Source organism: Caldimonas thermodepolymerans, assembly GCF_015476235.1.
In the GTDB taxonomy this organism is placed as follows: domain Bacteria; phylum Pseudomonadota; class Gammaproteobacteria; order Burkholderiales; family Burkholderiaceae_C; genus Caldimonas; species Caldimonas thermodepolymerans.
Window position 1 is genome coordinate 3,345,266 of record NZ_CP064338.1, and the last position, 25,121, is coordinate 3,370,386.

The 25,121-nt window shown below is 65.2% G+C and carries 36 protein-coding genes; 1 reads left to right on the top strand and 35 read right to left on the bottom strand.

All coding sequences use genetic code 11. From position 1 onward, the window contains the following. Positions 1-104 precede the first annotated feature (104 nt). From IS481_RS15765 to rpsL, 33 genes are all read right to left on the bottom strand, one after another. Positions 105-1,091, bottom strand: coding sequence for a DNA-directed RNA polymerase subunit alpha (locus tag IS481_RS15765; RefSeq protein WP_104357048.1), 987 nt, complete (start codon positions 1,089-1,091; stop codon positions 105-107). Positions 1,092-1,212: 121 nt separating this feature from the next. Continuing rightward, positions 1,213-1,836, bottom strand: a complete 624-nt coding sequence (rpsD, locus tag IS481_RS15770) for a 30S ribosomal protein S4 (protein WP_104357049.1) — start codon at positions 1,834-1,836, stop codon at positions 1,213-1,215. Positions 1,837-1,997: 161 nt separating this feature from the next. Continuing rightward, positions 1,998-2,402, bottom strand: a complete 405-nt coding sequence (gene rpsK / locus IS481_RS15775; RefSeq protein ID WP_104357050.1) for a 30S ribosomal protein S11 — start codon at positions 2,400-2,402, stop codon at positions 1,998-2,000. A gap of 32 nt (positions 2,403-2,434) precedes the next feature. Beyond that, on the bottom strand, positions 2,435-2,800 hold the full coding sequence (gene rpsM, locus IS481_RS15780) for a 30S ribosomal protein S13 (protein ID WP_104357051.1): 366 nt from the start codon (positions 2,798-2,800) through the stop codon (positions 2,435-2,437). A gap of 46 nt (positions 2,801-2,846) precedes the next feature. After that, positions 2,847-2,960, bottom strand: coding sequence for a 50S ribosomal protein L36 (gene rpmJ, locus IS481_RS15785; protein WP_047196694.1), 114 nt, complete (start codon positions 2,958-2,960; stop codon positions 2,847-2,849). A gap of 82 nt (positions 2,961-3,042) precedes the next feature. After that, positions 3,043-3,261 carry a translation initiation factor IF-1 gene (gene infA / locus IS481_RS15790; RefSeq protein WP_004521905.1) on the bottom strand — a complete coding sequence of 73 codons (219 nt, stop codon included), beginning with the start codon at positions 3,259-3,261 and terminating at the stop codon, positions 3,043-3,045. Positions 3,262-3,299: 38 nt separating this feature from the next. After that, entirely contained in the window at positions 3,300-4,610 is a 1,311-nt protein-coding gene (gene secY / locus IS481_RS15795) for a preprotein translocase subunit SecY (RefSeq protein ID WP_104357052.1), read from the bottom strand. A gap of 38 nt (positions 4,611-4,648) precedes the next feature. Next, entirely contained in the window at positions 4,649-5,083 is a 435-nt protein-coding gene (gene rplO, locus IS481_RS15800; RefSeq protein WP_104357053.1) for a 50S ribosomal protein L15, read from the bottom strand. A 17-nt stretch (positions 5,084-5,100) separates the two neighbouring features. Continuing rightward, on the bottom strand, positions 5,101-5,283 hold the full coding sequence (rpmD, locus tag IS481_RS15805; RefSeq protein ID WP_104357054.1) for a 50S ribosomal protein L30: 183 nt from the start codon (positions 5,281-5,283) through the stop codon (positions 5,101-5,103). Between the two features lie 17 nt (positions 5,284-5,300). Beyond that, positions 5,301-5,819: a 30S ribosomal protein S5 gene (gene rpsE, locus IS481_RS15810; protein WP_104357055.1), complete on the bottom strand. Its 519-nt coding sequence runs from the start codon at positions 5,817-5,819 to the stop codon at positions 5,301-5,303. Positions 5,820-5,843: 24 nt separating this feature from the next. Beyond that, positions 5,844-6,206 (bottom strand): 50S ribosomal protein L18, encoded by a 363-nt coding sequence (gene rplR, locus IS481_RS15815; protein WP_104357056.1) that lies wholly within the window; start codon positions 6,204-6,206, stop codon positions 5,844-5,846. A gap of 11 nt (positions 6,207-6,217) precedes the next feature. Then, on the bottom strand, positions 6,218-6,751 hold the full coding sequence (gene rplF / locus IS481_RS15820) for a 50S ribosomal protein L6 (RefSeq protein ID WP_104357057.1): 534 nt from the start codon (positions 6,749-6,751) through the stop codon (positions 6,218-6,220). A 17-nt stretch (positions 6,752-6,768) separates the two neighbouring features. Continuing rightward, positions 6,769-7,164, bottom strand: coding sequence for a 30S ribosomal protein S8 (gene rpsH, locus IS481_RS15825; protein WP_104357058.1), 396 nt, complete (start codon positions 7,162-7,164; stop codon positions 6,769-6,771). A 23-nt stretch (positions 7,165-7,187) separates the two neighbouring features. Next, a complete protein-coding gene (rpsN, locus tag IS481_RS15830) occupies positions 7,188-7,493 on the bottom strand; it encodes a 30S ribosomal protein S14 (protein ID WP_104357059.1) in 306 nt (101 codons plus the stop codon). Positions 7,494-7,501: 8 nt separating this feature from the next. After that, positions 7,502-8,041, bottom strand: coding sequence for a 50S ribosomal protein L5 (gene rplE / locus IS481_RS15835; protein WP_104357060.1), 540 nt, complete (start codon positions 8,039-8,041; stop codon positions 7,502-7,504). A gap of 10 nt (positions 8,042-8,051) precedes the next feature. Then, positions 8,052-8,369, bottom strand: a complete 318-nt coding sequence (gene rplX / locus IS481_RS15840) for a 50S ribosomal protein L24 (protein ID WP_104357061.1) — start codon at positions 8,367-8,369, stop codon at positions 8,052-8,054. A gap of 20 nt (positions 8,370-8,389) precedes the next feature. Further along, positions 8,390-8,758 carry a 50S ribosomal protein L14 gene (gene rplN, locus IS481_RS15845; RefSeq protein ID WP_104357062.1) on the bottom strand — a complete coding sequence of 123 codons (369 nt, stop codon included), beginning with the start codon at positions 8,756-8,758 and terminating at the stop codon, positions 8,390-8,392. 242 nt (positions 8,759-9,000) lie between these two features. Beyond that, positions 9,001-9,516 carry a peroxiredoxin gene (locus IS481_RS15850; protein WP_104357063.1) on the bottom strand — a complete coding sequence of 172 codons (516 nt, stop codon included), beginning with the start codon at positions 9,514-9,516 and terminating at the stop codon, positions 9,001-9,003. A gap of 110 nt (positions 9,517-9,626) precedes the next feature. Continuing rightward, the gene (rpsQ, locus tag IS481_RS15855) at positions 9,627-9,896 is read right to left on the bottom strand and encodes a 30S ribosomal protein S17 (protein WP_104357064.1); all 270 of its coding nucleotides are present in this window, start codon (positions 9,894-9,896) and stop codon (positions 9,627-9,629) included. Continuing rightward, positions 9,893-10,093 carry a 50S ribosomal protein L29 gene (gene rpmC / locus IS481_RS15860; RefSeq protein WP_104357065.1) on the bottom strand — a complete coding sequence of 67 codons (201 nt, stop codon included), beginning with the start codon at positions 10,091-10,093 and terminating at the stop codon, positions 9,893-9,895. Before rpmC ends, rpsQ begins: the two co-directional genes overlap by 4 nt. An 18-nt stretch (positions 10,094-10,111) precedes the next feature. After that, positions 10,112-10,528, bottom strand: coding sequence for a 50S ribosomal protein L16 (gene rplP / locus IS481_RS15865; protein WP_104357066.1), 417 nt, complete (start codon positions 10,526-10,528; stop codon positions 10,112-10,114). Between the two features lie 2 nt (positions 10,529-10,530). Next, positions 10,531-11,418, bottom strand: a complete 888-nt coding sequence (gene rpsC, locus IS481_RS15870) for a 30S ribosomal protein S3 (RefSeq protein ID WP_104357067.1) — start codon at positions 11,416-11,418, stop codon at positions 10,531-10,533. 18 nt (positions 11,419-11,436) lie between these two features. Then, on the bottom strand, positions 11,437-11,766 hold the full coding sequence (gene rplV / locus IS481_RS15875; RefSeq protein ID WP_104357068.1) for a 50S ribosomal protein L22: 330 nt from the start codon (positions 11,764-11,766) through the stop codon (positions 11,437-11,439). A gap of 9 nt (positions 11,767-11,775) precedes the next feature. Further along, positions 11,776-12,051, bottom strand: a complete 276-nt coding sequence (gene rpsS / locus IS481_RS15880) for a 30S ribosomal protein S19 (protein WP_104357069.1) — start codon at positions 12,049-12,051, stop codon at positions 11,776-11,778. A 10-nt stretch (positions 12,052-12,061) separates the two neighbouring features. Then, positions 12,062-12,886, bottom strand: a complete 825-nt coding sequence (gene rplB / locus IS481_RS15885; RefSeq protein WP_104357070.1) for a 50S ribosomal protein L2 — start codon at positions 12,884-12,886, stop codon at positions 12,062-12,064. After that, positions 12,886-13,200, bottom strand: coding sequence for a 50S ribosomal protein L23 (gene rplW, locus IS481_RS15890; protein WP_104357071.1), 315 nt, complete (start codon positions 13,198-13,200; stop codon positions 12,886-12,888). Before rplW ends, rplB begins: the two co-directional genes overlap by 1 nt. Next, positions 13,197-13,817, bottom strand: coding sequence for a 50S ribosomal protein L4 (gene rplD / locus IS481_RS15895; RefSeq protein WP_104357072.1), 621 nt, complete (start codon positions 13,815-13,817; stop codon positions 13,197-13,199). Before rplD ends, rplW begins: the two co-directional genes overlap by 4 nt. Then, a complete protein-coding gene (gene rplC / locus IS481_RS15900) occupies positions 13,817-14,488 on the bottom strand; it encodes a 50S ribosomal protein L3 (protein ID WP_104357073.1) in 672 nt (223 codons plus the stop codon). The genes rplD and rplC overlap by 1 nt, the downstream gene beginning before the upstream one ends. Before the next feature lie 182 nt (positions 14,489-14,670). After that, a complete protein-coding gene (rpsJ, locus tag IS481_RS15905; protein ID WP_104357074.1) occupies positions 14,671-14,982 on the bottom strand; it encodes a 30S ribosomal protein S10 in 312 nt (103 codons plus the stop codon). Between the two features lie 93 nt (positions 14,983-15,075). Next, complete coding sequence (gene tuf / locus IS481_RS15910; RefSeq protein ID WP_104357075.1) at positions 15,076-16,266, bottom strand: elongation factor Tu; 1,191 nt, start codon at positions 16,264-16,266, stop codon at positions 15,076-15,078. A 166-nt stretch (positions 16,267-16,432) separates the two neighbouring features. Beyond that, a complete protein-coding gene (gene fusA / locus IS481_RS15915; protein WP_104359038.1) occupies positions 16,433-18,538 on the bottom strand; it encodes an elongation factor G in 2,106 nt (701 codons plus the stop codon). Positions 18,539-18,616: 78 nt separating this feature from the next. Further along, positions 18,617-19,087: a 30S ribosomal protein S7 gene (rpsG, locus tag IS481_RS15920; protein WP_104359039.1), complete on the bottom strand. Its 471-nt coding sequence runs from the start codon at positions 19,085-19,087 to the stop codon at positions 18,617-18,619. A 153-nt stretch (positions 19,088-19,240) separates the two neighbouring features. Beyond that, positions 19,241-19,618: a 30S ribosomal protein S12 gene (gene rpsL, locus IS481_RS15925; RefSeq protein WP_104359040.1), complete on the bottom strand. Its 378-nt coding sequence runs from the start codon at positions 19,616-19,618 to the stop codon at positions 19,241-19,243. Between the two features lie 266 nt (positions 19,619-19,884). Between rpsL and IS481_RS15930 the strand changes: the two genes are divergently transcribed. Then, positions 19,885-20,343 carry a putative toxin-antitoxin system toxin component, PIN family gene (locus IS481_RS15930; protein ID WP_170067493.1) on the top strand — a complete coding sequence of 153 codons (459 nt, stop codon included), beginning with the start codon at positions 19,885-19,887 and terminating at the stop codon, positions 20,341-20,343. Here the strand turns inward: IS481_RS15930 and IS481_RS15935 are convergent. Both IS481_RS15935 and rpoC read right to left on the bottom strand, forming a co-directional pair. After that, positions 20,317-20,697, bottom strand: a complete 381-nt coding sequence (locus tag IS481_RS15935; protein WP_104359042.1) for a methylglyoxal synthase — start codon at positions 20,695-20,697, stop codon at positions 20,317-20,319. The two genes, IS481_RS15930 and IS481_RS15935, sit on opposite strands and share 27 nt — an antisense overlap. A 183-nt stretch (positions 20,698-20,880) precedes the next feature. Next, positions 20,881-25,110, bottom strand: a complete 4,230-nt coding sequence (gene rpoC / locus IS481_RS15940; protein ID WP_104359043.1) for a DNA-directed RNA polymerase subunit beta' — start codon at positions 25,108-25,110, stop codon at positions 20,881-20,883. Between the last annotated feature and the right edge of the window lie 11 nt (positions 25,111-25,121).

Consider the following 25,121-nt stretch of genomic DNA (forward strand, 5'->3'; position numbering starts at 1 on the left):
CTTTCCTTATAGAACCCCGGCCGGATCAGGTACCGGGGGGTGCACTGGGTTGAATCGGATCGTGGCAGGGACGCGGGGCCGGCGGGCCGGCCCCGTGCGCCGGATCAGCGCTTGTCCAGGCCGGACGGCGGCCAGTTTTCCAGGCGCACGCCGAGCGTGAGACCGCGGGAAGCCAGGACTTCCTTGATCTCGTTGAGCGACTTGCGACCCAGGTTCGGGGTCTTGAGCAGCTCGGTCTCGGTGCGCTGGATCAGGTCGCCGATGTAGTAGATGTTTTCGGCCTTCAGGCAGTTGGCCGAACGCACCGTCAACTCCAGCTCGTCGACCGGACGCAGCAGGATCGGGTCGAACTGCTGGGCACGCTGGGCCGGCTGGTCGAAGGCGGCGATCTCGCTGCCTTCCAGCTGGGCGAACACGGCCAGCTGTTCCACCAGGATCTTGGCCGAGGCGCGGATCGCTTCCTCCGGCGAGATGGCGCCGTTGGTCTCGATCTCCATCACCAGCTTGTCCAGGTCGGTGCGCTGCTCCACGCGGGCGCTTTCGACGGTGTAGCTGACGCGCTTGACCGGCGAGAACGAGGCGTCGAGGACGATGCGGCCGATGGCCTTGGTCGGCTCGTCCGCGTAGCGGCGCAGGTTGCCGGGGACGTAGCCGCGGCCCTTCTCGACCTTGATCTGCATGTCGAGCTTGCCGCCTTGCGACAGGTTCGCGATGACGTGGTCCGGGTTGATGATCTCGACGTCATGCGGCGTCTGAATGTCGCCGGCCGTCACCGGACCCTCGCCCTCCTTGCGCAGCACCAGCGTGACTTCCTCGCGGTTGTGCAGGCGGAACACCACCCCCTTGAGGTTCAGCATGATGTGCACCACGTCTTCCTGCACGCCGTCGATCGTCGAGTACTCGTGCAGCACGCCGGCGATGGTGACTTCGGTCGGCGCATAACCCACCATCGACGACAGCAGGACGCGGCGCAGCGCGTTGCCCAGCGTGTGGCCGTAGCCGCGCTCGAAGGGCTCGAGCGTGACCTTCGCGCGGTGACCGCCCAGCGGCTCCACGTTGATGGCTTTGGGTTTCAGCAAATTCGTTTGCATGAGGTCTTCCTGTCAATACCCTCGGCTCGTTACACCGATAAGGCTGATGGACCACCCGGCGGTTTCGTCCCCCGCCGGGAGAGGGAAATGAGGCGAACCCGCCAGGGCGGGTTCGTCGGCATCAGCGCGAGTACAGTTCGACGATCAGCGACTCGTTGATCTCGGCGCCGAACTCGTCGCGATCCGGGACCTTCTTGAACACGCCCTCGAGCTTGGCGCCGTCCACCTGCACCCAGGCGGGCAGGCCGACCTGCTCGGCCAGCTTGAACGCTTCCTGGATGCGGGCCTGCTTCTTGGCCTTCTCGCGCACCGCCACCACGTCACCGGCCTTCACCATGTACGACGGGATGTTCACGACCTCGCCGTTGACGGTGATCGCCTTGTGCGACACCAGCTGGCGCGCTTCCGCACGGGTGGAGCCGAAGCCCATGCGATACACGACGTTGTCCAGACGCGATTCCAGCAGCTGCAGCAGGTTCGAGCCGGTGTTGCCCTTGCGGCGCTCGGCCTCCGCGAAGTAGCGGCGGAACTGGCGCTCCAGCACGCCGTACATGCGCTTGACCTTCTGCTTCTCGCGCAGCTGCAGGCCGTAGTCGGAGGTGCGGGAGCCGGAGGTGCGGCCATGCTGGCCGGGCTTGGTGTCGAACTTCGCCTTGTCACCGATGGCGCGACGGGCGCTCTTCAGGTACAGGTCGGTGCCTTCGCGGCGGGAGAGTTTTGCCTTGGGGCCGAGATAACGTGCCACTTGAGTGCTTCCTCTGGAATCTGACGTGTCCCGGGGCGACCAGGTCACGCGAGTCTGGCGAGCTTGGAATTGTTCGAGCTGCTCAGACGGTGGGCTTCAACGAAACCGCCGGCGCTGGTGCTCGCGCACCCGCCGGCGAACCAAAAACGCGCCAAATTGTATTAGATGCGGCGGCGCTTCTGCGGACGGCAGCCGTTGTGGGGGATCGGCGTCACGTCGGAGATCGACGTGATGCGGATGCCCAGCGCCGCCAGCGCGCGCACCGACGATTCCCGGCCGGGGCCCGGGCCCTTGATCTGGACGTCCAGGTTCTTGATGCCCTGCTCCTGGGCGGCACGGCCGGCCGCCTCGGCCGCGACCTGCGCGGCGAACGGCGTAGACTTGCGCGAGCCCTTGAAGCCCTGGCCACCGCTGGACGCCCAGGACAGCGCGTTGCCTTGGCGGTCGGTGATCGTGATGATGGTGTTGTTGAACGATGCGTGCACGTGGGCGATCCCGTCCGCAATGTTCTTGCGGACCTTCTTGCTCACACGGCGGGCAGCGTTGTTGACAGGAGACTTAGCCATGGAATCTTCTTTCAGTCAGCAGGAGCGGCCGGTCACTTCTTCAGCGCGACACCGGACTTGCGCGGACCCTTGCGGGTACGGGCGTTCGTGCGCGTACGCTGGCCGCGCAGCGGCAGGCCGCGGCGGTGACGGAAGCCACGATAGCAGCCGAGGTCCATCAGCCGCTTGATGTTCATCGTCACCTCACGGCGCAGGTCGCCCTCGATCGTGAGCTTGCCCACCTCTTCGCGGATCTTTTCCAGATCGGCGTCGGTCAGGTCCTTGATCTTCTTGTCGTACGGAATGCCACAGGCGTCGCAGATCTTCTGCGCCGTGGAACGGCCGATGCCGTAGATCGAGGTCAGACCGATTTCCGCGTGCTTGTGGGGCGGAATGTTGATACCAGCAATACGTGCCATGTGGTCCTCTAGTTCGCGTTCATCAGGGCGGGGCTGTCAGCGCCGGTCAGCCCTGGCGTTGCTTATGACGGGGGTCGGTGCAAATCACGCGAACCACGCCATTGCGACGGATGATCTTGCAATTGCGGCAGATCTTCTTGACAGATGCCGAAACTTTCATGGTCTTCTCCTTGACCTCTCAGTGCTCGCTACGGGCTCGCGCCCCTTCTGACGGCCAGTTTGCTCCGAGGGTTGACAATCGCTCACTTCGCTCGGAACACGATGCGAGCTCGACTCAAATCGTAGGGCGTCAGCTCCACGGTCACCTTGTCGCCAGGCAGGATGCGGATGTAGTGCATGCGCATCTTGCCGGAAATGTGACCGAGCACCACATGCCCGTTCTCCAGCTTCACGCGAAACGTCGCGTTGGGGAGGTTCTCGATCACCTCGCCCTGCATCTGAATGACGTCGTCTTTCGCCATACGTGCTCAGTCTCGTTTCGCGTTCTTGCCCCGGGCCTTCAGCCCGCCTTGAAATTCGCCTTCTTCAACAGCGACTCGTACTGCTGGGACATCACGTACGACTGCACCTGAGCCCAGAAGTCCATCGTCACCACCACGATGATCAGCAGCGAGGTCCCGCCGAAGTAGAACGGCACGTTGTACTTCAGGATCAGGAACTCCGGCAGCAGGCACACCGCGGTGATGTACAGCGCCCCCGCCAGCGTCAGCCTCGACAGGATCTTGTCGATGTACCGCGCGGTCTGCTCGCCCGGACGGATGCCCGGGATGAACGCCCCGCTCTTCTTCAGGTTGTCCGCCGTCTCACGGCTGTTGAACACCAGCGCCGTGTAGAAGAAGCAGAAGAAGATGATCGCGGCGGCGTACAGCATCACGTACGGCGGCTGGCCCGGATGCAGCGCATCGGCAATGTTCTTCAGCCAGCGCATGCTGTCGCCCGTGCTGAACCAGCTCACCACCGTGGCCGGCAGCAGGATGATCGACGACGCGAAGATCGGCGGGATCACCCCGGCCATGTTCAGCTTCAACGGCAGGTGCGAGGACTGGCCGCCGTACACCCGGTTGCCCACCTGGCGCTTGGCGTAGTTCACCAGGATCTTGCGCTGGCCACGCTCGACGAACACCACGAAGTAGGTCACCAGCACCACCAGGGCGATGATGAACAGCGACACCAGGATGCTCATCGCGCCGGTGCGCACCAGCTCGAACAGGCCGCCGATGGCGCTCGGCAGGCCGGCCGCGATACCCGCGAAGATCAGGATCGAGATGCCGTTGCCCAGCCCGCGCTCGGTGATCTGCTCGCCCAGCCACATCAGGAACATGGTCCCCGCGGTCAGGCTGATCATCGCCGAGATGCGGAAGCCGAAGCCCGGGTTCAGCACCAGGCCCTGCGAGCTCTCCAGCGCGATCGCGATGGACAGCGACTGGAACAGCGCCAGGCCCAGCGTGCCGTACCGGGTGTACTGCGTGATCTTGCGCCGTCCGGCTTCACCTTCCTTCTTCAGCGCCTCCAGCGTCGGGATCACGTAGGTCATCAACTGCATGATGATCGACGCGGAGATGTACGGCATGATGCCCAACGCGAACACGGTGAAGCGCGACAGCGCGCCCCCCGAGAACATGTTGAACAGGCTCAGGATGCCGCCTTGTTGCCCCTGGAAGAGCTGCTGCAGCTGGTTCGGGTCGATGCCCGGCACGGGGATGTGCGCGCCGATGCGGTAGACCACGAGCGCCAGCAGCAGGAAGACGAGCCGGCGACGCAGGTCGCCGAACTTCCCGGTCTTGGCCAGCTGGGTCGGGTTGGTTGCCACTGTGTGGTGTCCTACAGCCTAGGTGTGCGCAAGCCGCTTCACTCGGCCAGCGAACCGCCAGCCTTCTCGATCGCCGCCTTGGCCCCGGCGGTGGCGCCGATGCCCTTGAGCACGACCTTCTTGGTCAGCTCGCCGGAAGCGATCACCTTCACGTTCTTCGCCAGCTCCGGCACCAGGCCTGCCTGCTTCAGCGTCAGCAGGTCCACTTCCTCGGCACCCAGGCGCTCCAGGTCCGACAGGCGAACCTCGGCGTTGAACTTCAGGGTCTGCGACTTGAAGCCGCGCTTGGGCAGGCGGCGCTGCAGCGGCATCTGGCCGCCTTCGAAACCGACCTTGTGGAAGCCGCCCGCGCGGGACTTCTGGCCCTTGTGACCGCGGCCGGCGGTCTTGCCCAGGCCCGAGCCGATGCCGCGACCGACGCGGCGGCGGGCCTTCTTGCTGCCCTCGGCCGGCTTGATGGTGTTGAGTTGCATCTTGTCCTCAGCCCGGTTCAGAGCACCTTCACCAGGTAGCTCACCTTGTTGATCATGCCGCGCACGGCCGGCGTGTCTTCCAGCACCGACTCGCTGTTCAGCTTGCGCAGACCCAGGCCACGCAGGGTGGCGCGGTGAGATTCGCGGGTCCCGATCGGGCTGCGAACCAGCTTCACCTTCAGAGTTTTCTTGTCAGCCATGACGAATGCTCCCGGCTTCAGTTGAAGAGCTCTTCAACCGTCTTGCCGCGCTTGGCTGCCACTTCGGCCGGCGTCCGCAGGGACGTCAGCGCGTTCAGCGTGGCGCGCACCATGTTGTAGGGGTTGGTCGAGCCGTGGCTCTTGGCCACGATGTCGGTCACACCCATCACTTCGAAGACGGCACGCATCGGGCCGCCGGCGATGATGCCGTCACCGGGCTTGGCCGGGGCCATCAGCACCTTGGCGGAGCCGTGCTCACCCACCACGTTGTGGTGGATGGTGCCGTTCTTCAGGCTCACCTTGATCATGTTGCGGCGGGCCTGCTCCATCGCCTTCTGCACGGCGACCGGCACTTCACGCGCCTTGCCCTTGCCCATGCCGATGCGGCCGTCGCCGTCGCCCACCACGGTCAGCGCGGCGAAGCCGAGGATCCGGCCGCCCTTGACCACCTTGGTGACGCGGTTGACCGCGATCATCTTCTCGCGCAGACCGTCGTCGCGACCTTCGTCAGCCACCTTCGGTTGAAACTTTGCCATTTCCGATTCCTTGAGGTCTTGCGCTTAGAACTGCAGGCCACCTTCGCGGGCCGCCTCGGCCAGCGCCTTCACGCGGCCGTGGTAGGCGAAGCCCGAACGGTCGAACGCCACCTTCTCCACGCCAGCGGCCTTTGCCTTCTCGGCGATGCGCTTGCCGACGATCGCTGCCGCGGCGACATTGCCGCCCTTGCCGGCACCGAGCTGCTCGCGCACTTCCTTCTCGACCGTCGAAGCGGTCGCCAGCACGCGGGAGCCGTCTTCCGAGATCACGCTCGCGTAGATGTGCTGGTTCGAACGGAACACGGTCAGGCGCGCCACACGCAGCTGCGCGATCCGAGCGCGGGTCTGGCGGGAGCGGCGCAGGCGCTGTTCTTTCTTGTTCAACATCTGGCTGCTCCTTACTTCTTCTTGGTCTCTTTCAGGGAGACCTTCTCGTCCGCATAACGAATGCCCTTGCCCTTGTAAGGCTCGGGAGGACGGATCGCGCGCACTTCGGCGGCGACCTGGCCCACCACCTGGCGGTCCGCGCCCTTGATGACGATTTCGGTCTGCGACGGGGTTTCGACCTTGACGCCGGCAGGCATTTCCTTGACGACCGGATGCGAGAAGCCGACCTGCAGGTTCAGCTTCTGGCCCTGGGCCTGGGCACGGAAGCCCACGCCGACCAGGGTGAGCTTCTTCTCGAAGCCCTTGCTGACGCCGTTGACCAGGTTGGCCACCAGCGCGCGCATCGTGCCGGACATCGCGTTCGCCTCGGCCGAGTCGTCGGCCGGGGTGAAGGTCAGCTTGCCGTCTTCGTTCTTGACCGTGACCAGGCGGTTCACCGGCTGCACGAGCGTGCCCAGTGCACCCTTGACGCTGATCTGGTCAGCAGTGATCGACACATCCACGCCTTGCGGGATGGCGACCGGCATTTTTCCAACGCGGGACATTTACTGGCCTCCCCTCATCACGCGACGTAGCAAAGCACTTCGCCGCCGATACCGGCCTGGCGCGCCTTGCGGTCGGTCATCACACCCTTGGGCGTCGTCACGATCGCCACGCCCAGACCGTTCATGACCTGGGGAATCTCGTGCCGGCCCTTGTAGATGCGCAGGCCGGGACGGCTCACGCGCTCCAGGCGCTCGATCACCGGACGCCCGGCGTAGTACTTCAGGGCGATCTCGAGTTGCGGCTTGGCCGGCTCGCCACGCACCTGGAAATCTTCGATGTAGCCCTCGTCCTTCAGGACCTGGGCGATGGCCACCTTCAGCTTGGACGACGGCATCGACACGCTGGCCTTCTCGACCATCTGCGCGTTGCGGATGCGGGTCAGCATATCGGCGATAGGATCACTCATGCTCATTGGATTTCTCCTGATCGTGCCGATTACCAGCTGGCCTTGACGACACCCGGGATGTCGCCCTCGAAGGCCAATTCACGGATCTTGTTGCGGGCCAAGCCGAACTTGCGGAAGGTGCCACGCGGGCGACCCGTCAGGCCGCAGCGGTTGCGCAGGCGGGTCGGGTTGGCGTTGCGCGGGAGCTTCTGCAGCTCGAGGCGGGCCAGGTAACGCTCTTCGTCCGACTTCTTGGCGTCGTCGATGATCGCCTTCAGCTCGGCGTACTTCTTGGCGTACTTGGCCACGAGGTCGGCGCGCTTCTGTTCGCGCTGCTTGAGAGAAAGTTTAGCCACGAGCCACCTCAGTTCTTGAACGGGAAACGGAATTCGGACAGCAGCGCCTTGCACTCCTCGTCCGTCTTGGCCGTCGTGGTGATGCTGATGTTCAGACCGCGCAGGGCGTCGATCTTGTCGTACTCGATCTCGGGGAAGATGATCTGTTCCTTGACGCCGATGTTGTAGTTGCCACGGCCGTCGAAGGAGCGACCCGAGATGCCGCGGAAGTCACGCACGCGCGGCAGCGCGATGGTGATGAAGCGGTCCAGGAATTCGTACATGCGCACGCCACGCAGCGTGACCATGCAACCGATGGGCACGCCCTCGCGGATCTTGAAGCCCGCGATGGCCTTGCGCGACTTGGTCACGACCGGCTTCTGGCCGGCGATCTTGGCCAGGTCACCGACGGCGTTGTCCATCACCTTCTTGTCGGCCACGGCCTCGCCCACGCCCATGTTCAGCGTGATCTTGGTGATGCGGGGCACTTCCATCACCGACTTGTAGCCGAACTTCTGGATGAGGTTCGGCACCACCTTCTCGCGGTAAAACTCTTGCAAACGAGCCATCTCGAACCTCTTAAGCCTTGATCTCTTCGCCGCTGGACTTGTAGACGCGGACCTTCTTGCCGTCAGCCAGGAGCTTGACGCCAACGCGGTCGGCCTTGCCGGTAGCGGGATTGAAGATCGCCACGTTCGACTGGTGGATCGGCATGGTCTTCTCGACGATGCCGCCGGTCGTGCCCTTCAGCGGGTTGGGACGCACGTGCTTCTTGACGACGTTGACGCCCTCGACGGTGATGTAGTCGGCGTCGACGCGCGCCGTCACCTTGCCGCGCTTGCCCTTGTCGCGACCGGCCAGCACGATGACCTCGTCGCCCTTACGAATCTTGTTCATGGCCTATCCTCGCTCGCCGCTCAGAGCACTTCAGGAGCCAGCGACACGATCTTCATGAACCGCTCGGAGCGCAGTTCGCGCGTGACCGGGCCGAAGATGCGGGTGCCGATGGGCTCCAGCTTGTTGTTCAGCAGCACCGCGGCGTTGCCGTCGAACTTGATCAGCGAGCCATCCTGGCGGCGCACACCCTTGGCGGTACGCACGACCACGGCGTTGTAGACCTCGCCCTTCTTGACGCGGCCACGCGGCGCAGCTTCCTTGATGCTCACCTTGATGATGTCGCCGATGCCGGCATAGCGACGCTTGGAGCCGCCGAGCACCTTGATACACATGACGGACTTCGCGCCAGTGTTGTCGGCGACGTCCAGTCGCGATTGCATTTGAATCATTTAAGTCCCCAACTTTTCCCGCTTGAACCCGTGCCCATCACAGGTCGTACGACGCGGTCAGTCTTGGGCCCGTCTGACCACTGCAGCCTGGGGCCACAGCGACCGCTTGGGCGAAGCCGGCTCGCTCCGGACCCGCACCCTGCGTGGCGCAAGGCGTGATCCGCCCGATTTCCGGCGAAGCTACGAATTATGGGTGAGAACCCGAAACCCTGTCAAGGGCGGGTGTCGCACCCCCAACGGCCTCAGGCCTTCAGCGCACGCGCCTGCTCCAGCAGGGTCTGGGCGTCGCTCACCTCGAACTTGCCCGGCGCCTCGACATTCAGGGTTTTCACCTGGCCGTCGACCACCAGCATCGAGTAGCGCTGCGAGCGGACCCCCATCCCGCGCGGGGTCAGGTCCAGCGTCAGGCCGGTGGCGCGGGCGAAGTCGCCGTTGCCGTCGGCCATCATGCGCACCTTCCCGGCCGTGCCCTGCTCGCGGCCCCAGGCCCCCATCACGAAGGCGTCGTTGACCGAGACGCACCAGATCTCGTCCACCCCGGCGGCCTTCAGCTCGTCGGCCTGCTGCACGTAGCCAGGCAGGTGCTTGGCCGAGCAGGTCGGGGTGAACGCCCCGGGCAGCCCGAAGATGGCGATGGTCTTGCCGGCGACCGACTGGGCGATGTCGAAGGCGTTCGGGCCGATCGGGCAGCCCTCCCCCTCGACCTCGATGTATTCATACAGGGTGCCGGCGGGCAGCTTGTCTCCGACTTTCAGCATGGCGCGTCTCCTCGTTCAGGGCCGGAAAAATGCAACGGCCGGGCGCCAGTATGGCGAGCCGGCCGTCGCTGGTGCGGGGCAGCGTGAACCACCCCACGGATTTCAGGGGATCAGACCACGCGGGCCTTTTCGATCAGGCGCGTGACGTACCAGGCCTTGGTCTTGGAGACCGGACGGCCTTCGGCGATCTCGACCAGGTCGCCCAGCTTGTACTCGTTGTTCTCGTCGTGGGCGTGGTACTTGCGCGACCGCACGACGATCTTGCCGTACAGCTCGTGCTTGACGCGGTTCTCGACCAGCACGGTGACCGTCTTGGCGCGCTTGTCGCTCACGACGCGACCGATGAAGGTGCGCGTGTTCTTTTCGCGGGTTTCCGTCATTTCGCGGCCTCCTTCTTCTTCTCGGCCAGAATGGTCTTGGCGCGAGCGATGTCGCGACGGGTCTGGCCCAGCGAGGCCGTGTTGGCCAGCTGCTGGGTCGCCTTTTGCATGCGCAGACCGAAGTGAGCCTTGAGCAGGTCCTTGATTTCCTTCTCCAGGCCGGCGACGTCCTTGGCGCGCAGTTCAGATGCTTTCATTACGGTTCTCCGAATGCGTCAGGCGCCGATCTGGCGGGTCACGAAGACGGTGCGCAGCGGCAGCTTGGCCGAAGCCAGCTGGAACGCCTCGCGGGCGAGCTGCTCGGGCACACCGTTGATCTCGTACAGCACCTTGCCCGGCTGGATCTCGGCGACGTAGTACTCCGGGTTGCCCTTGCCGTTACCCATACGCACTTCAGCCGGCTTCTGCGAGATCGGCTTGTCCGGGAAGATGCGGATGAAGATGCGGCCACCGCGCTTGATGTGGCGCGAAATGGCACGACGGGCCGCCTCGATCTGACGCGCGGTGATGCGGCCGCGCTCGGTGGCCTTCAGGCCGAATTCGCCGAACGACACGTTCGTGCCGCGGGTGGCGATGCCGGTGTTGCGGCCCTTGTGCTCCTTGCGATACTTGCGACGAGCGGGTTGCAGCATGTTTATTCTCCTTTCGCCTCACCCGAGCCGGAACCCGGGGTGACGGCTTTGCGCACGCGCTTGACCGCGGGGGTCTTCGCGTCTGCGGCCTCGGCGGGCTTGTCGCTGCCGTCGGCCGGCGCTTCATTGCGGGCACCGGCGCGGGCCGGGCCACCGCGCGACGGACGGCGGTCGCCGGACGGACGGTCGCCACGCGGGCCACGACGGCCGCGGCGATCCTCCTCGGGACGCTCGTCGGTCTTGGCCGCAGGCGCTTCGCCGCGGCCCAGGGTGTCACCCTTGTAGACCCACACCTTGACGCCGATGACGCCGTAGGTGGTTTTCGCTTCCGAGAAGCCGTAGTCGATGTCGGCGCGCAGGGTGTGCAGGGGCACACGACCTTCGCGGTACCACTCGGTACGGGCGATCTCGATGCCGTTCAGGCGGCCGGACGACATGATCTTGATGCCCTGGGCACCCAGGCGCATGGCGTTCTGCATCGCGCGCTTCATCGCGCGGCGGAACATGATGCGCTTTTCCAGCTGCTGGGTGATCGAGTCGGCGATCAGCTGGGCATCGATCTCGGGCTTGCGCACCTCCTCGATGTTCACAGCGACCGGCACACCCAGGCGGCGGGTCAGTTCGGCCTTCAGGTTCTCGATGTCCTCGCCCTTCTTGCCGATCACCACCCCCGGACGGGCCGAGTAGATCGTGATGCGGGCGTTCTTGGCGGGACGCTCGATCAGGATGCGGGAGACCGCAGCGTTCTTCAGACGCGTCTTCAGGTACTCGCGCACCTGAAGGTCTTCGGCCAGCATCTTGGCGAAGTTGCGGTTGTTTGCATACCAGCGCGACGCCCAGGCACGCGTGACGGGCAGCCGGAAGCCGGTCGGATGAATTTTCTGTCCCATATTCTTCCTGTCTGCCTATCAGTTGCCGACGGTCACGTAGATGTGGCAGGTGGGCTTGCTGATGCGGTTGCCGCGGCCCTTGGCGCGCGCGGTGAAGCGCTTCAGCGTGGTGCCCTGCTCCACGTAGATGGTCTTGACCTTCAGTTCGTCGATGTCGGCGCCGTCGTTGTGCTCGGCATTGGCGATGGCGGACTCCAGCACCTTCTTGATGATCACGGCAGCTTTCTTCTGCGTGAACGCCAGGATGTTGAGTGCCTGGTCCACCTTCTTGCCGCGGATCAGGTCGGCCACCAGCCGACCCTTGTCGACCGACAGGCGCACGCCGCGAAGACTTGCACGGGTTTCCATGGCGACTCCTTACTTCTTGGCTTTCTTGTCTGCGGGGTGACCCTTGAAGGTGCGGGTCAGCGCAAACTCGCCCAGCTTGTGGCCGACCATCTGGTCGGTCACGTACACGGGCACGTGCTGCCGGCCGTTGTGCACGGCAATCGTCAGGCCGATGAACTCGGGCAGGATCGTCGAACGGCGCGACCAAGTCTTGATCGGCTTCTTGTCCTTGCTGGCCGCAGCGGCTTCGACCTTGGCCATGAGGTGGTGGTCCACGAAAGGACCTTTTTTCAATGAACGAGCCATGACCTACCTCTTACTTCTTGCGGCGCGAGACGATCATCGCCTGCGTGCGCTTGTTGTTGCGGGTGCGGTAGCCCTTGGTCAGCGTGTTCCACGGCGACACCGGGGCCTGAGCCTCACCGGTACGGCCTTCACCACCACCGTGCGGGTGGTCGATCGGGTTCATCGCCACGCCACGCACCGTCGGGCGGATGCCGCGCCAGCGGATCGCACCGGCCTTGCCGTACTGGCGCAGGCTGTGCTCCTCGTTCGAGACCTCGCCGATCGTGGCGCGGCACTCGATGTGGATGCGGCGCACTTCACCGGAACGCAGGCGGACCTGGGCGTACGCGCCTTCGCGGGCCATCAGCACGGCGGACGCGCCGGCCGAACGGGCCAGCTGGGCACCCTTGCCCGGCAGCAGCTCGATGCAGTGGATGGTCGAGCCGACCGGGATGTTGCGGATCGGCAGCGTGTTGCCGGCCTTGATCGGGGCTTCCGAGCCGGACAGCACCGTCGCGCCGACCTCCAGGCCGCGCGGGGCGATGATGTAGCGACGCTCGCCGTCGGCGTAGCACACCAGCGCGATGTGCGCGGTACGGTTCGGGTCGTACTCGATGCGCTCCACCTTCGCGGGGATGCCGTCCTTGTTGCGGCGGAAGTCGATCACCCGATAGTGATGCTTGTGGCCACCACCCTTGTGACGGGTCGTGATGTGGCCGTTGTTGTTGCGGCCAGCATTCTGCTTCTGGGGCTCGAGCAGCGACTTCTCGGGCCGGCCCTTGTACAGGTGCTTGTGCACCACCTTGACCACGGCACGGCGGCCGGGCGACGTGGGCTTGAGTTTGACGACGGCCATTACGCAGCCTCCCCGGAGAAGTTGAGCTCCTGGCCTTCCTTCAGGGACACATAGGCCTTCTTCACGTGATCGCGACGGCCGATGGTGCGGCCAAAGCGCTTGACCTTGCCCTTCTGGTTGACCACCTGCACGGATTCCACCTCGACCTTGAACATCAGTTCGACGGCCGCCTTGATCTCAGGCTTGGTGGCGTCCCGCAGGACCTTGAACAGCACCTGGTTGTGCTTCTCGGCGACCGACGTGGCCTTCTCGGACACGATCGGGGCGACCAGCACCTGCATCAGGCGACCTTCATCGAATTTCTGAGCGCTCATGCCAGCATCTCCTTGAGCTGCTCGATCGCAGCCTTCGTCACGAGCACCTTCTTGTAGTGCACGAGCGACAGCGGATCGGCGTAGCGCGGCTCGACGACGAGCACGTTGGCCAGGTTGCGGGAAGCCAGGTACAGGTTCTCGTCGACCTCGTCGGCAATCACCAGCACGGAATCCAGGCCCATGGCCTTGAACTTCTGGGCCAGCAGCTTGGTCTTGGGCGACTCGACCTTCAGGGAGTCCACCACGGCCAGGCGGCCTTCGCGGGCCAGCTGCGAGAAGATGGCGGCCATACCGGCACGGTACATCTTCTTGTTGACCTTCTGGGTGAAGTTCTCGTTCGGGCTGTTCGGGAAGATGCGACCGCCCCCACGCCACAGCGGCGACGAGGTCATGCCGGCGCGAGCGCGGCCGGTGCCCTTCTGGCGCCACGGCTTCTTGGTGGAGTGCTTGACGGTGGCGCGGTCCTTCTGGGCACGGGTGCCCTGGCGCGCGTTGGCCTGGTAGGCCACCACGATCTGGTGCACCAGCGCTTCGTTGTAGTCACGGCCGAACACGGTGTCGGGCGCCTCAACCTTGGCGGCGGGCTGGCCCTGTTCGTTCAGGAGCTCGAGTTGCATCACTGGGCTCCTTTCTTGGCCTTGACCTTGACGGCGGGACGGACGACGACATGACCGCCCTTGGCACCCGGCACCGCGCCCTTGACCAGCAGCAGCTGGCGGGCCTCGTCGATGCGGACGATGTCGAGGTTCTGAATGCTCACGGTTTCATCACCCAGGTGGCCGGACATCTTCTTGCCCGGGAACACGCGGCCCGGGTCCTGCGCCATCGAGATCGAGCCGGGCACGTTGTGCGAACGGCTGTTACCGTGGGAGGCGCGCTGCGAGCCGAAGTTGTGACGCTTGATGGTGCCGGCAAAGCCCTTGCCGATCGAGGTGCCCTGCACGTCGACCTTCTGGCCCACCGAGAAGAGCGTGACGGGGAGCTGGGCGCCGGGCTTGTACTCGGCGGCCACTTCGGCCGGCACGCGGAATTCCTTGAGGACTTCGCCCGCCTCCACGCCCGCCTTGGCGTAGTGGCCAGCTTCCGGCTTGTTGACACGGCTTGCCTTGCGCACGCCGAATGCCACCTGCAGGGCGCAGTAGCCGTCGGTCTCGACGGTCTTGACCTGGGTCACGCGGTTGTTCGACACGTCCAGCACCGTCACAGGCACGGCGTCGCCGTCGTCCGTGAAGATGCGCATCATGCCCACCTTGCGGCCCAGCAATCCGAGACGATTGCTAAGACTCATTGTTTTCTCCAATGCCCGACAACGATTGGCCGGGCTGACTGTTTCTGCGGCGCGCCGAAGGCCCGCCACCTGGAAACCACAAAGGCCCACCGAGGTGGGCGCTTCGCGGAAAAGCGAAGGATTGTAGCACCTGCGGCCACCGCCGCAATGCGAACAACCCTTTGCCTTGCTAGGTCAGCCGCTTACTGCAGCTTGATCTCGACGTCGACGCCGGCCGGCAGGTCCAGCTTCATCAGCGCGTCGACCGTCTTGTCGGTCGGGTCGACGATGTCCATCAGGCGCTGGTGCGTGCGGATCTCGAACTGGTCGCGCGAGGTCTTGTTCACGTGCGGCGAACGCAGGATGTCGAAGCGCTGCAGACGGGTCGGCAGCGGCACGGGACCCTTGACGATCGCGCCAGTGCGCTTGGCGGTATCCACGATCTCGAGCGCCGACTGGTCGATCAGCTTGTAGTCGAACGCCTTGAGACGGATACGGATCTTTTGCTTTTGCATGACGATGTCCTAAAGAGCGAGGCCGCCGAAGCGGCGATGTTTGAGGCTGCACGCGGGAGGAGGGCTCCTCCCGCGCCAAGTCACGCAAACGGCTTACTCGATGATCTTGGCCACGACGCCGGCGCCGACGGTGCGGCCGCCTTCACGGATGGCAAAGCGCAGGCCTTCTTCCATGGCGATCGGCGCGATCAGCTTGACCGTGATGGTCACGTTGTCGCCCGGCATCACCATCTCCTTGTCCTTGGGCAGCTCCACCGCGCCGGTCACGTCCGTCGTGCGGAAGTAGAACTGCGGACGGTAGTTGTTGAAGAACGGCGTGTGACGGCCGCCTTCTTCCTTGCTCAGCACGTACACCTCGGCCGTGAAGTGCGTGTGCGGCGTGATCGTGCCCGGCTTGGCCAGCACCTGGCCGCGCTCGACTTCCTCGCGCTTGGTACCACGCAGCAGGATACCCACGTTGTCGCCCGCCTGGCCCTGGTCCAGCAGCTTGCGGAACATCTCCACGCCCGTGCAGGTGGTCTTCTGCGTGGCACGCAGGCCCACGATCTCGATTTCGTCGCCCACCTTGATCACGCCGCGCTCCACGCGCCCGGTCACCACCGTGCCGCGACCCGAGATCGAGAACACGTCTTCCACCGGCATCAGGAACGTGCCGTCCACCGCGCGCTCGGGCGTCGGGATGTACGTGTCCAGCGCCTCGGCCAGCTTCATGATGGCCTGCTCGCCCAGCTCGCCCTTGTCGCCTTCCAGCGCCAGCTTCGCCGAACCCTTGATGATCGGCGTGTCGTCGCCCGGGAAGTCGTACTTGCTCAGCAGCTCGCGCACTTCCATTTCCACCAGCTCGAGCAGCTCGGCGTCGTCCACCATGTCGCACTTGTTCAGGAACACGATGATGTACGGCACACCGACCTGACGCGCCAGCAGGATGTGCTCACGCGTTTGCGGCATCGGGCCGTCGGCCGCCGACACCACCAGGATCGCACCGTCCATCTGCGCCGCACCCGTGATCATGTTCTTCACGTAGTCGGCGTGCCCCGGGCAGTCCACGTGGGCATAGTGGCGGCTCGCCGTCTCGTACTCCACGTGCGCCGTGTTGATCGTGATGCCGCGCGCCTTCTCCTCCGGCGCCGCGTCAATCTGGTCGTAACCCTTGGCCTCGCCGCCGAACTTCGTCGACAGCACCGTCGTGATCGCCGCCGTCAGCGTCGTCTTGCCATGGTCCACGTGACCAATCGTGCCCACGTTCACGTGCGGCTTGGTCCGCTCAAACTTGCCTTTTGCCATTTCTGCTCTCCAGGGAAAGAACGGTAGCCCGTGTCTGTTTTACGTCTCCAGCCCTGACCTGCCACGGGCAGCCGGCCAACCGCAAGGCGGCGCCGAAGACAAAACGAAAACCCCGCGGAGGGCAGCGGCCCCGTTCCGGGCCCGCTGCCGCCGCAGGGACAACCAATTACTTGCTGTTGCGCGCGGTGATGATCGCGTCGGCGACGTTCTTCGGAGCCTCGGCGTAGTGCTTGAACTCCATCGTGTACGTCGCACGGCCTTGGGACATCGAACGCAGCGCGGTGGCGTAGCCGAACATCTCGGACAGCGGCACCTCGGCGCGGATCGTCTTGCCGCCGCCGGGCAGGTCGTCCATGCCCTGCACCATGCCGCGACGGGACGACAGGTCGCCCATCACGTTGCCAGCGTACTCTTCCGGCGTCTCCACTTCAACGGCCATCATCGGCTCGAGGATCACCGGGTTGGCACGCTTGCAGGCTTCCTTGAAGGCGATCGAGGCCGCCATCTTGAACGCCTGTTCGGACGAGTCCACTTCGTGGTACGAACCGAAGGTCAGCGTGACCTTGACGTCGACCACCGGGTAGCCGGCCAGCACGCCGTTCGGCAGGGTTTCTTCCACACCCTTCTGGACCGCCGGGATGTACTCGCGCGGCACCACGCCACCCTTGATCGCGTCGACGAACTCGAAGCCCTTGCCCGGCTCGTTCGGCTCGACCGTGAACACGACGTGGCCGTACTGGCCCTTGCCGCCCGACTGGCGCACGAACTTGCCTTCGACGTCCATGGCGGTCTTGCGAATGGTTTCGCGGTAGGCCACCTGCGGCTTGCCGACGTTGGCGTCCACGCCGAACTCGCGCTTCATGCGGTCGACGATGATCTCCAGGTGCAGCTCGCCCATGCCGGCGATGATGGTCTGGCCCGATTCCTCGTCGGTGTAGACGCGGAACGAGGGGTCTTCCGAGGCCAGGCGCGACAGGGCCACGCCCATCTTCTCCTGGTCAGCCTTGGTCTTGGGCTCGACGGCCTGGCGGATCACCGGCTCGGGGAACTCCATCTTCTCGAGCGTGATGACCGCATCGGGGTCGCACAGCGTCTCGCCGGTGGTCACGTCCTTCAGGCCCACGCAGGCAGCGATGTCGCCGGCCAGGATCTCCTTGATTTCCTCACGCTGGTTGGCGTGCATCTGCAGGATACGGCCGATGCGCTCCTTCTTGCCCTTGATCGGGTTGTAGACGGTGTCGCCGGACTTCAGCACGCCGGAGTACACGCGCACGAAGGTCAGCTGGCCGACGTACGGGTCGGTCATCAGCTTGAATGCCAGCGCGGAGAACTTCTCGTTGTCGTCCGCCTTGCGGGTGACTTCGTTGTCGTTCTCGTCGGTACCGGCCACCGGAGGGATGTCCACCGGCGAGGGCAGGAAGTCGATCACCGCGTCCAGCATGCGCTGCACGCCCTTGTTCTTGAAGGCGGTGCCGCACAGCATCGGCTGGATCTCGGTCGCGATGGTCCGCATGCGCAGACCCTTCTTGATCTCTTCCTCGGTCAGCTCGCCGGTCTCGAGGTACTTGTTCATCAGTTCCTCGGACGCCTCGGCGGCGGCCTCGACCATGTTCTCGCGCCACTTCTTGGCGTCCTCGACCATGTCGGCCGGGATGTCGTGGTACTCGAACTTCATCCCCTGGGACGCGTCGTCCCAGATGATGGCCTTCATCTTGAGCAGGTCGACCACGCCCTTGAAGTTGTCCTCGGCACCGATCGGCAGCACGATGGGCACGGGGTTGGCCTTCAGGCGCGTCTTCATCTGATCGTAGACCTTGAAGAAGTTCGCGCCGGTGCGGTCCATCTTGTTGACGAACGCCAGGCGGGGCACCTTGTACTTGTTGGCCTGGCGCCAGACGGTCTCGGACTGGGGCTGCACGCCACCCACGGCGCAGTACACCATGCAGGCACCGTCGAGCACGCGCATCGAGCGCTCCACCTCGATGGTGAAGTCCACGTGCCCCGGGGTGTCGATGATGTTGAAGCGGTGCTCCGGATAGGACAGGTCCATGCCCTTCCAGAAGCAGGTGGTCGCAGCGGAGGTGATGGTGATGCCCCGCTCCTGCTCCTGCTCCATCCAGTCCATCGTGGCGGCACCGTCGTGCACTTCGCCAAGCTTGTGGCTCACACCGGTGTAGAACAGGATGCGCTCGGTGGTGGTCGTCTTACCGGCATCGATGTGAGCGGAAATACCAATGTTGCGGTAACGCTCAATCGGGGTCTTGCGGGACATGATGTCACTCCAAAAACAAGGCCGCCCCGCTCGTCTCGTGGACCGGAGGGGGCAGCCGCAGGACTAGTTGACAGGGCTTCAGAAGCGGAAGTGGGAGAAGGCCTTGTTGGCCTCGGCCATGCGGTGCACTTCGTCGCGCTTCTTCATGGCGCCGCCACGACCCTCGGCCGCCTCGAGCAGCTCGTTGGCCAGGCGCTGGGCCATGGACTTCTCACCGCGCTTGCGAGCCGCCTCCTTCAGCCAGCGCATGGCCAGCGCCACGCGGCGGACGGGACGAACTTCCACGGGAACTTGGTAGTTCGCACCACCCACGCGGCGGGACTTCACTTCGACCAGCGGCTTCACGTTGTTCAGGGCGGTCATGAAGACTTCCAGCGGATCCTTCCCGGACTTCTTCTCGACCTGATCCAGCGCGCCATAGATGATGCGCTCGGCCACGGCCTTCTTGCCGGACTCCATGATCACGTTCATGAACTTGGACAGATCGACGTTGCCGTACTTGGGATCCGGCAGGACTTCTCGCTTCGGTACTTCGCGACGACGAGGCATGATTCACCTTCCTTCTGCTTCAGTTGGCGCGGGCTTCCTGCCCACACCGCGGGCGCCATCCAGGCCACCCACTTACTCGGCCTGCCCGCAGGCGGCCGTCACATTCTTCTGCGGCCCGCACGCGGCGCGTGCCGACCACCACGACTGGTTGCCTTAGGCCTTCTTGGGCCGCTTCGCACCGTACTTGGAGCGGGCCTGCTTGCGATCCTTCACGCCTTGCAGGTCCAGCGAACCGCGGACGATGTGGTAGCGCACGCCCGGCAGGTCCTTCACCCGGCCGCCGCGCACGAGCACGACGCTGTGCTCCTGCAGGTTGTGGCCTTCACCGCCGATGTACGAGATGACCTCGAAACCGTTGGTCAGGCGCACCTTGGCGACCTTACGCAGGGCGGAGTTCGGCTTCTTGGGGGTGGTCGTGTACACGCGGGTGCACACGCCGCGGCGCTGCGGGCAATTCTCCATTGCCGGCGACTTGGACTTCGTGACCTCGGCCTTGCGACCATGGCGCACGAGCTGGTTGATGGTTGGCATGTAACTTGTTCCCGTTTGAAGTTACTTGGATACGAAACTTTCCCGGAAGATGCCGAGCACTCTGCACCCAAAAGCGCAAGCCCGAAGCCGCAAGCATGGAACCTGGCCCGGTCGCCGATCCCGGCGTCCGAGGCGGTTCTTGCGGTGAGCCGCCCAGCAAAGAGCGCAGCAAAATCTGCCGAAAAGCCCTCGATTATATTCAGCGGTCTGTGCCGCCGCAAGCAAGTGCGGCGCAACGACCCTGCAGCCTCCGTGAGTACCGCCGCTTGAACGCCCTGCCGTCCACCGCCCCGCTGATTGTCCTCGACACCAATGTCCTGCTCGACTGGCTGGTGTTTCTCGACCCCCAGGTGCGCCCCGTGGTCCAGGCGGTGCAGTCCGGGCAGGTCACCTGGCTCGCCACCCGCTCCATGCAGGAAGAGATGGAGCGAGCGCTCACATATCAATGGATCTCCGCCCGCTCGCCCGACCTGTCCGCGATTCGGCAGGCCTGGGCGGCACACGCGCGGTTCGTGGACGGCGAGGCCGGGCGCGCGCCGATCCGCTGCAAGGACCCGGACGACCAGAAGTTCATCGACCTGGCGGTGGCCGCCGGCGCCCGCTGGCTGCTGAGCAAGGACCGCGAGCTGCTCAAGCTCGCCCGGCGCGCGGCACGCCTGGGCGTCGTCGTGCAAAGGCCACAGGAGTGGCAGCCGGCGTCAGCCCTGCCGCTGGAGCTGGCGTAGCAGCAGGCGCGCCGACGCGAGGTTGGTGGCGCAGGGGATGTCGTGCACGTCGCAAGCGCGCACCAGGGCGTTGATGTCCGGCTCGTGCGGCTGGGGCGTCATCGGGTCGCGCAGGAAGATCACCGCGTCGACCCCGCCTTCGGCCAGCCGGGCGCCGATCTGCAGGTCGCCGCCCAGGGGCCCGCTCATCAGCGCCTCGACCGGCAGGCCGGCCTCGCGCTGCAGGCGGCTGCCGGTGGTGCCGGTCGCGCACAGCCGGCAGCCCGCGAGGAAGTCGCGGAACTCGCGGGCCAAGGCGACCATGTCGTCCTTCTTGCGGTCATGGGCGATCAGGGCGATGCGAGGCGGCGTCATGGCAGGTCGGGCAACGGGTTGCGGCGAACCGGCCGATGATAGGCCGGCGCGGTGACCCGCGGGTTACGGGTTCCCGCCCGCCCCCCGCCCGCGGCGCGGGATCCGGCACCGGCCCCGCACGGGCAAAAGAAAAGGCGGCCGAAGCCGCCTTCCCGGTCAGGGCTGCAGGAGGCAGCCGCCGGATCACTCGCCCGCAGGCGGGTTGGACTCGTCGTCGCTGTCGGCCTGGGCCAGCTGCAGGGCCGCCATTTCCTCGGCTTCCTGCATCGCGATGGCACGGCGCTCCTGCTCGTCCATTTCCTCCTTGGCCTTGCGGGCCTGGTGGTAGGCGAGACCGGTACCGGCCGGGATCAGGCGCCCCACGATGACGTTCTCCTTCAGGCCGCGCAGCTCGTCGCGCTTGCCCATGATGGCCGCCTCGGTGAGCACCCGGGTCGTCTCCTGGAAGGACGCGGCCGAGATGAACGAGTCGGTCGACAGCGAGGCCTTGGTGATGCCCAGCAGCACGTCGGAGTAGGTCGCGGGCACCTTGCCCTCGGCACGCAGCTTGTCGTTGGTGTCGAAGAGCTCGGAGCGCTCGACCTGCTCGCCGGCGATGTAGTGGCTGTCGCCCGGGTTGACGATCTGCACGCGACGCAGCATCTGGCGAACGATCACCTCGATGTGCTTGTCGTTGATCTTCACGCCCTGCAGGCGGTAGACGTCCTGCACCTCGTCGACGATGTAGCGGGCCAGTTCCTCGATGCCCAGCAGGCGCAGGATGTCCTGCGGATCGGCCGGACCGTCGACGATCAGCTCGCCCTTGTTCACCACCTGGCCCTCGTGCACCAGGATGTTCTTTTCCTTCGGCACGAGTTCTTCCCAGACCTTGCCGTCCGGGTCGGTGATTTGCAGGCGCACCTTGCCCTTGGTCTCCTTGCCGAACGACACCGTGCCGGTGACTTCCGCCAGGATGCCCTTGTCCTTCGGCGAACGGGCTTCGAACAGCTCCGCCACGCGCGGCAGACCGCCCGTGATGTCGCGGGTCTTCTGGCCTTCGACCGGGATGCGGGCCAGCACCTCGCCCGGGGCCAGCTCCTGGCCGTCGCGCACCTGGATCAGGGCGCCGACCGGGAAACCGATGGTCACCGAGTGGTCGGTGCCGGGGATCTTGACCTCGTTGCCCTGCGCGTCGACCAGCTTGACCTGCGGACGCACCACCTTGGCGGCACCGCGGCGCTTCGGGTCGATGACCACCAGCGTCGACAGGCCGGTGACCTCGTCGACCTGCTTGGCCACGGTCACGCCTTCCTCGACGTTCTCGAACTTCGCGCGGCCGGCGAATTCCGTGATGATCGGGCGGGTCAGCGGGTCCCAGTTGGCCAGGATGGTGCCGGCCTTGACCTGCTGGTCGGCCTTGACGTTCAGCGTCGCACCGTACGGCACCTTGTGGCGCTCGCGCTCGCGGCCGTGCGGGTCGGAGATGATGATCTCGCCGGAGCGGGCAATCACCACCAGCTCGCCCTTGCCGTTGGTCACGTAGCGCATCGTGGCGTTGAAGCCGATGATGCCGTCGGACTTGGCCTCGACGCTCGAGGCCACCGCCGCACGCGTGGCCGCGCCGCCGATGTGGAAGGTCCGCATCGTCAGCTGCGTGCCCGGCTCGCCGATCGACTGGGCGGCGATCACGCCCACCGCCTCGCCGACGTTGACCAGGCCGCCGCGGCCCAGGTCACGGCCGTAGCACTTGGCGCACAGGCCGAAGCGCGTGTTGCAGGTCAGCGGCGTGCGCACCTTGACCTCGTCGACGCCGGCCTGCTCGATCAGGTCCAGCGCATCCTCGTCCAGCATGGTGCCGGCCGGGATGATGACTTCCTGCGTCTCGGGGTGCAGCACCTCGGTGGCGGCCACGCGGCCCAGGATGCGGTCGCGCAGCGATTCGATGACTTCACCGCCCTCGACCAGCGCGCGCATCGCGAAGCCGTGTTCGGTGCCGCAATCCTCCTCGGTGACGACCAGGTCCTGCGTCACGTCGACCAGGCGGCGCGTCAGGTAACCCGAGTTCGCCGTCTTCAGCGCCGTGTCGGCCAGGCCCTTGCGGGCGCCGTGCGTGGAGTTGAAGTACTGCAGCACGTTCAGGCCTTCGCGGAAGTTCGCCGTGATCGGCGTCTCGATGATCGAGCCGTCCGGCTTGGCCATCAGGCCGCGCATGCCGGCCAGCTGGCGGATCTGCGCCGCGCTACCACGGGCGCCGGAGTCGGCCATCATGTAGATGGAGTTGAACGACTCCTGCTCGACTTCCTTGCCGTGGCGGTCGACGACCTTCTCCTTGGCGAGCTGGGCCATCATGACCTTGCCCACCTCGTCACTGGTCTTGCCCCAGATGTCGACGACCTTGTTGTAGCGCTCGCCGGCGGTCACGAGACCCGAGACGTACTGCTGCTGGATCTCCTTGACCTCCTGCTCGGCGCGCTCGATCAGGACCTGCTTCTCCCTCGGCACCAGCATGTCGTCGATGGCGATCGAGATGCCGGCGCGGGTGGCCAGGCGGAAGCCCGACTGCAGCAGCTTGTCGGCGAACACCACCGTTTCCTTCAGGCCGCAACGGCGGAAGGAGGCGTTGATCAGCTTGGAGATCTCCTTCTTCTTCAGCGCCTTGTTGATCAGCGCGAAGGGCAGCCCCTTGGGCAGGATCTCCGACAGCAGCGCCCGGCCGGCGGTGGTCTCGACCAGCTTGGTCTCGGGGATGAACTGGCCGGTGGCCTTGTCCTTGGCGTACTCGGTCAGGCGCACGCTGATCTTGGCGGTCAGCTCGACCACTCCGTTGTCCAGCGCACGCTGCACCTCGGCCACGTCGGCAAAGACCATGCCTTCACCCTTGCCGTTGATGCGCTCGCGGGTGGCGTAGTACAGGCCCAGCACCACGTCCTGCGACGGCACGATGGAGGGCTCGCCGTTGGCCGGGAACAGCACGTTGTTGGAGGCCAGCATCAGCGCGCGGGCTTCCATCTGGGCCTCGAGCGACAGCGGCACGTGGACGGCCATCTGGTCGCCGTCGAAGTCGGCGTTGAACGCCGCGCACACCAGCGGGTGCAGCTGGATGGCCTTGCCTTCGATCAGCACCGGCTCGAACGCCTGGATGCCCAGGCGGTGCAGCGTCGGGGCGCGGTTCAGCAGGACGGGGTGCTCCTTGATCACCTCTTCCAGGATGTCCCACACCACCGGCGTCTGGGCCTCGACTTCCTTCTTGGCCGCCTTGATCGTGGTGGCGATGCCCATCTGCTCGAGCTTCGAGAAGATGAACGGCTTGAACAGCTCCAGCGCCATCAGCTTGGGCAGGCCGCACTGGTGCAGCTTGAGCGTCGGGCCCACCGTGATGACCGAACGGCCCGAGTAGTCGACGCGCTTGCCCAGCAGGTTCTGGCGGAAGCGGCCGCTCTTGCCCTTGATCATGTCGGCCAGCGACTTCAGCGCACGCTTGTTGGCACCGGTCATCGCCTTGCCGCGACGGCCGTTGTCCAGCAGCGAGTCCACCGCCTCCTGCAGCATGCGCTTCTCGTTGCGCACGATGATCTCGGGCGCCTTCAGCTCGAGCAGCCGCGCCAGGCGGTTGTTGCGGTTGATGACGCGGCGGTACAGGTCGTTGAGGTCGGAGGTCGCGAAGCGGCCACCGTCCAGCGGGACCAGCGGGCGCAGGTCCGGCGGCAGCACCGGCAGCACCTCCATGATCATCCACTGCGGCTTGATGCCCGACTTCTTGAAGGCTTCCAGCACCTTCAGACGCTTGGAGTTCTTCTTGATCTTCAGCTCGGAGCCGGTCATGTCGTTGCGGAGCTTCTCGATCTCCGCATCGATGTCCATGTCCTCCAGCAGCTTCTTGATGCCTTCGGCGCCCATCATCGCGACGAACTCGTCGCCGTACTCGGCACGCTTGGACTCGTAGTCGTCCTCGGACATGATCGAGTACTTCTTCAGCGGCGTCATGCCGGGGTCGACCACGACATAGGCCTCGAAGTACAGCACGCGCTCGATGTCGCGCAGCGTCATGTCGAGCACCAGGCCCAGGCGCGACGGCAGCGACTTCAGGAACCAGATGTGCGCGCACGGCGCGGCCAGCTCGATGTGGCCCATGCGCTCACGGCGCACCTTGGTCTGGGTGACCTCGACGCCGCACTTCTCGCAGATCACGCCGCGGTGCTTCAGGCGCTTGTACTTGCCGCACAGGCACTCGTAGTCCTTGATCGGGCCGAAGATCTTGGCGCAGAACAGGCCATCGCGCTCCGGCTTGAACGTGCGGTAGTTGATCGTCTCGGGCTTCTTCACTTCACCGAACGACCACGAGCGGATCTTCTCGGGCGAAGCCAGCCCGATGCGGATCGCATCGAAGTGCTCATCCGGCGTGAACTGCTTGAAAAGGTCCAGCAAGCCTTTCATGCATCTGCTCC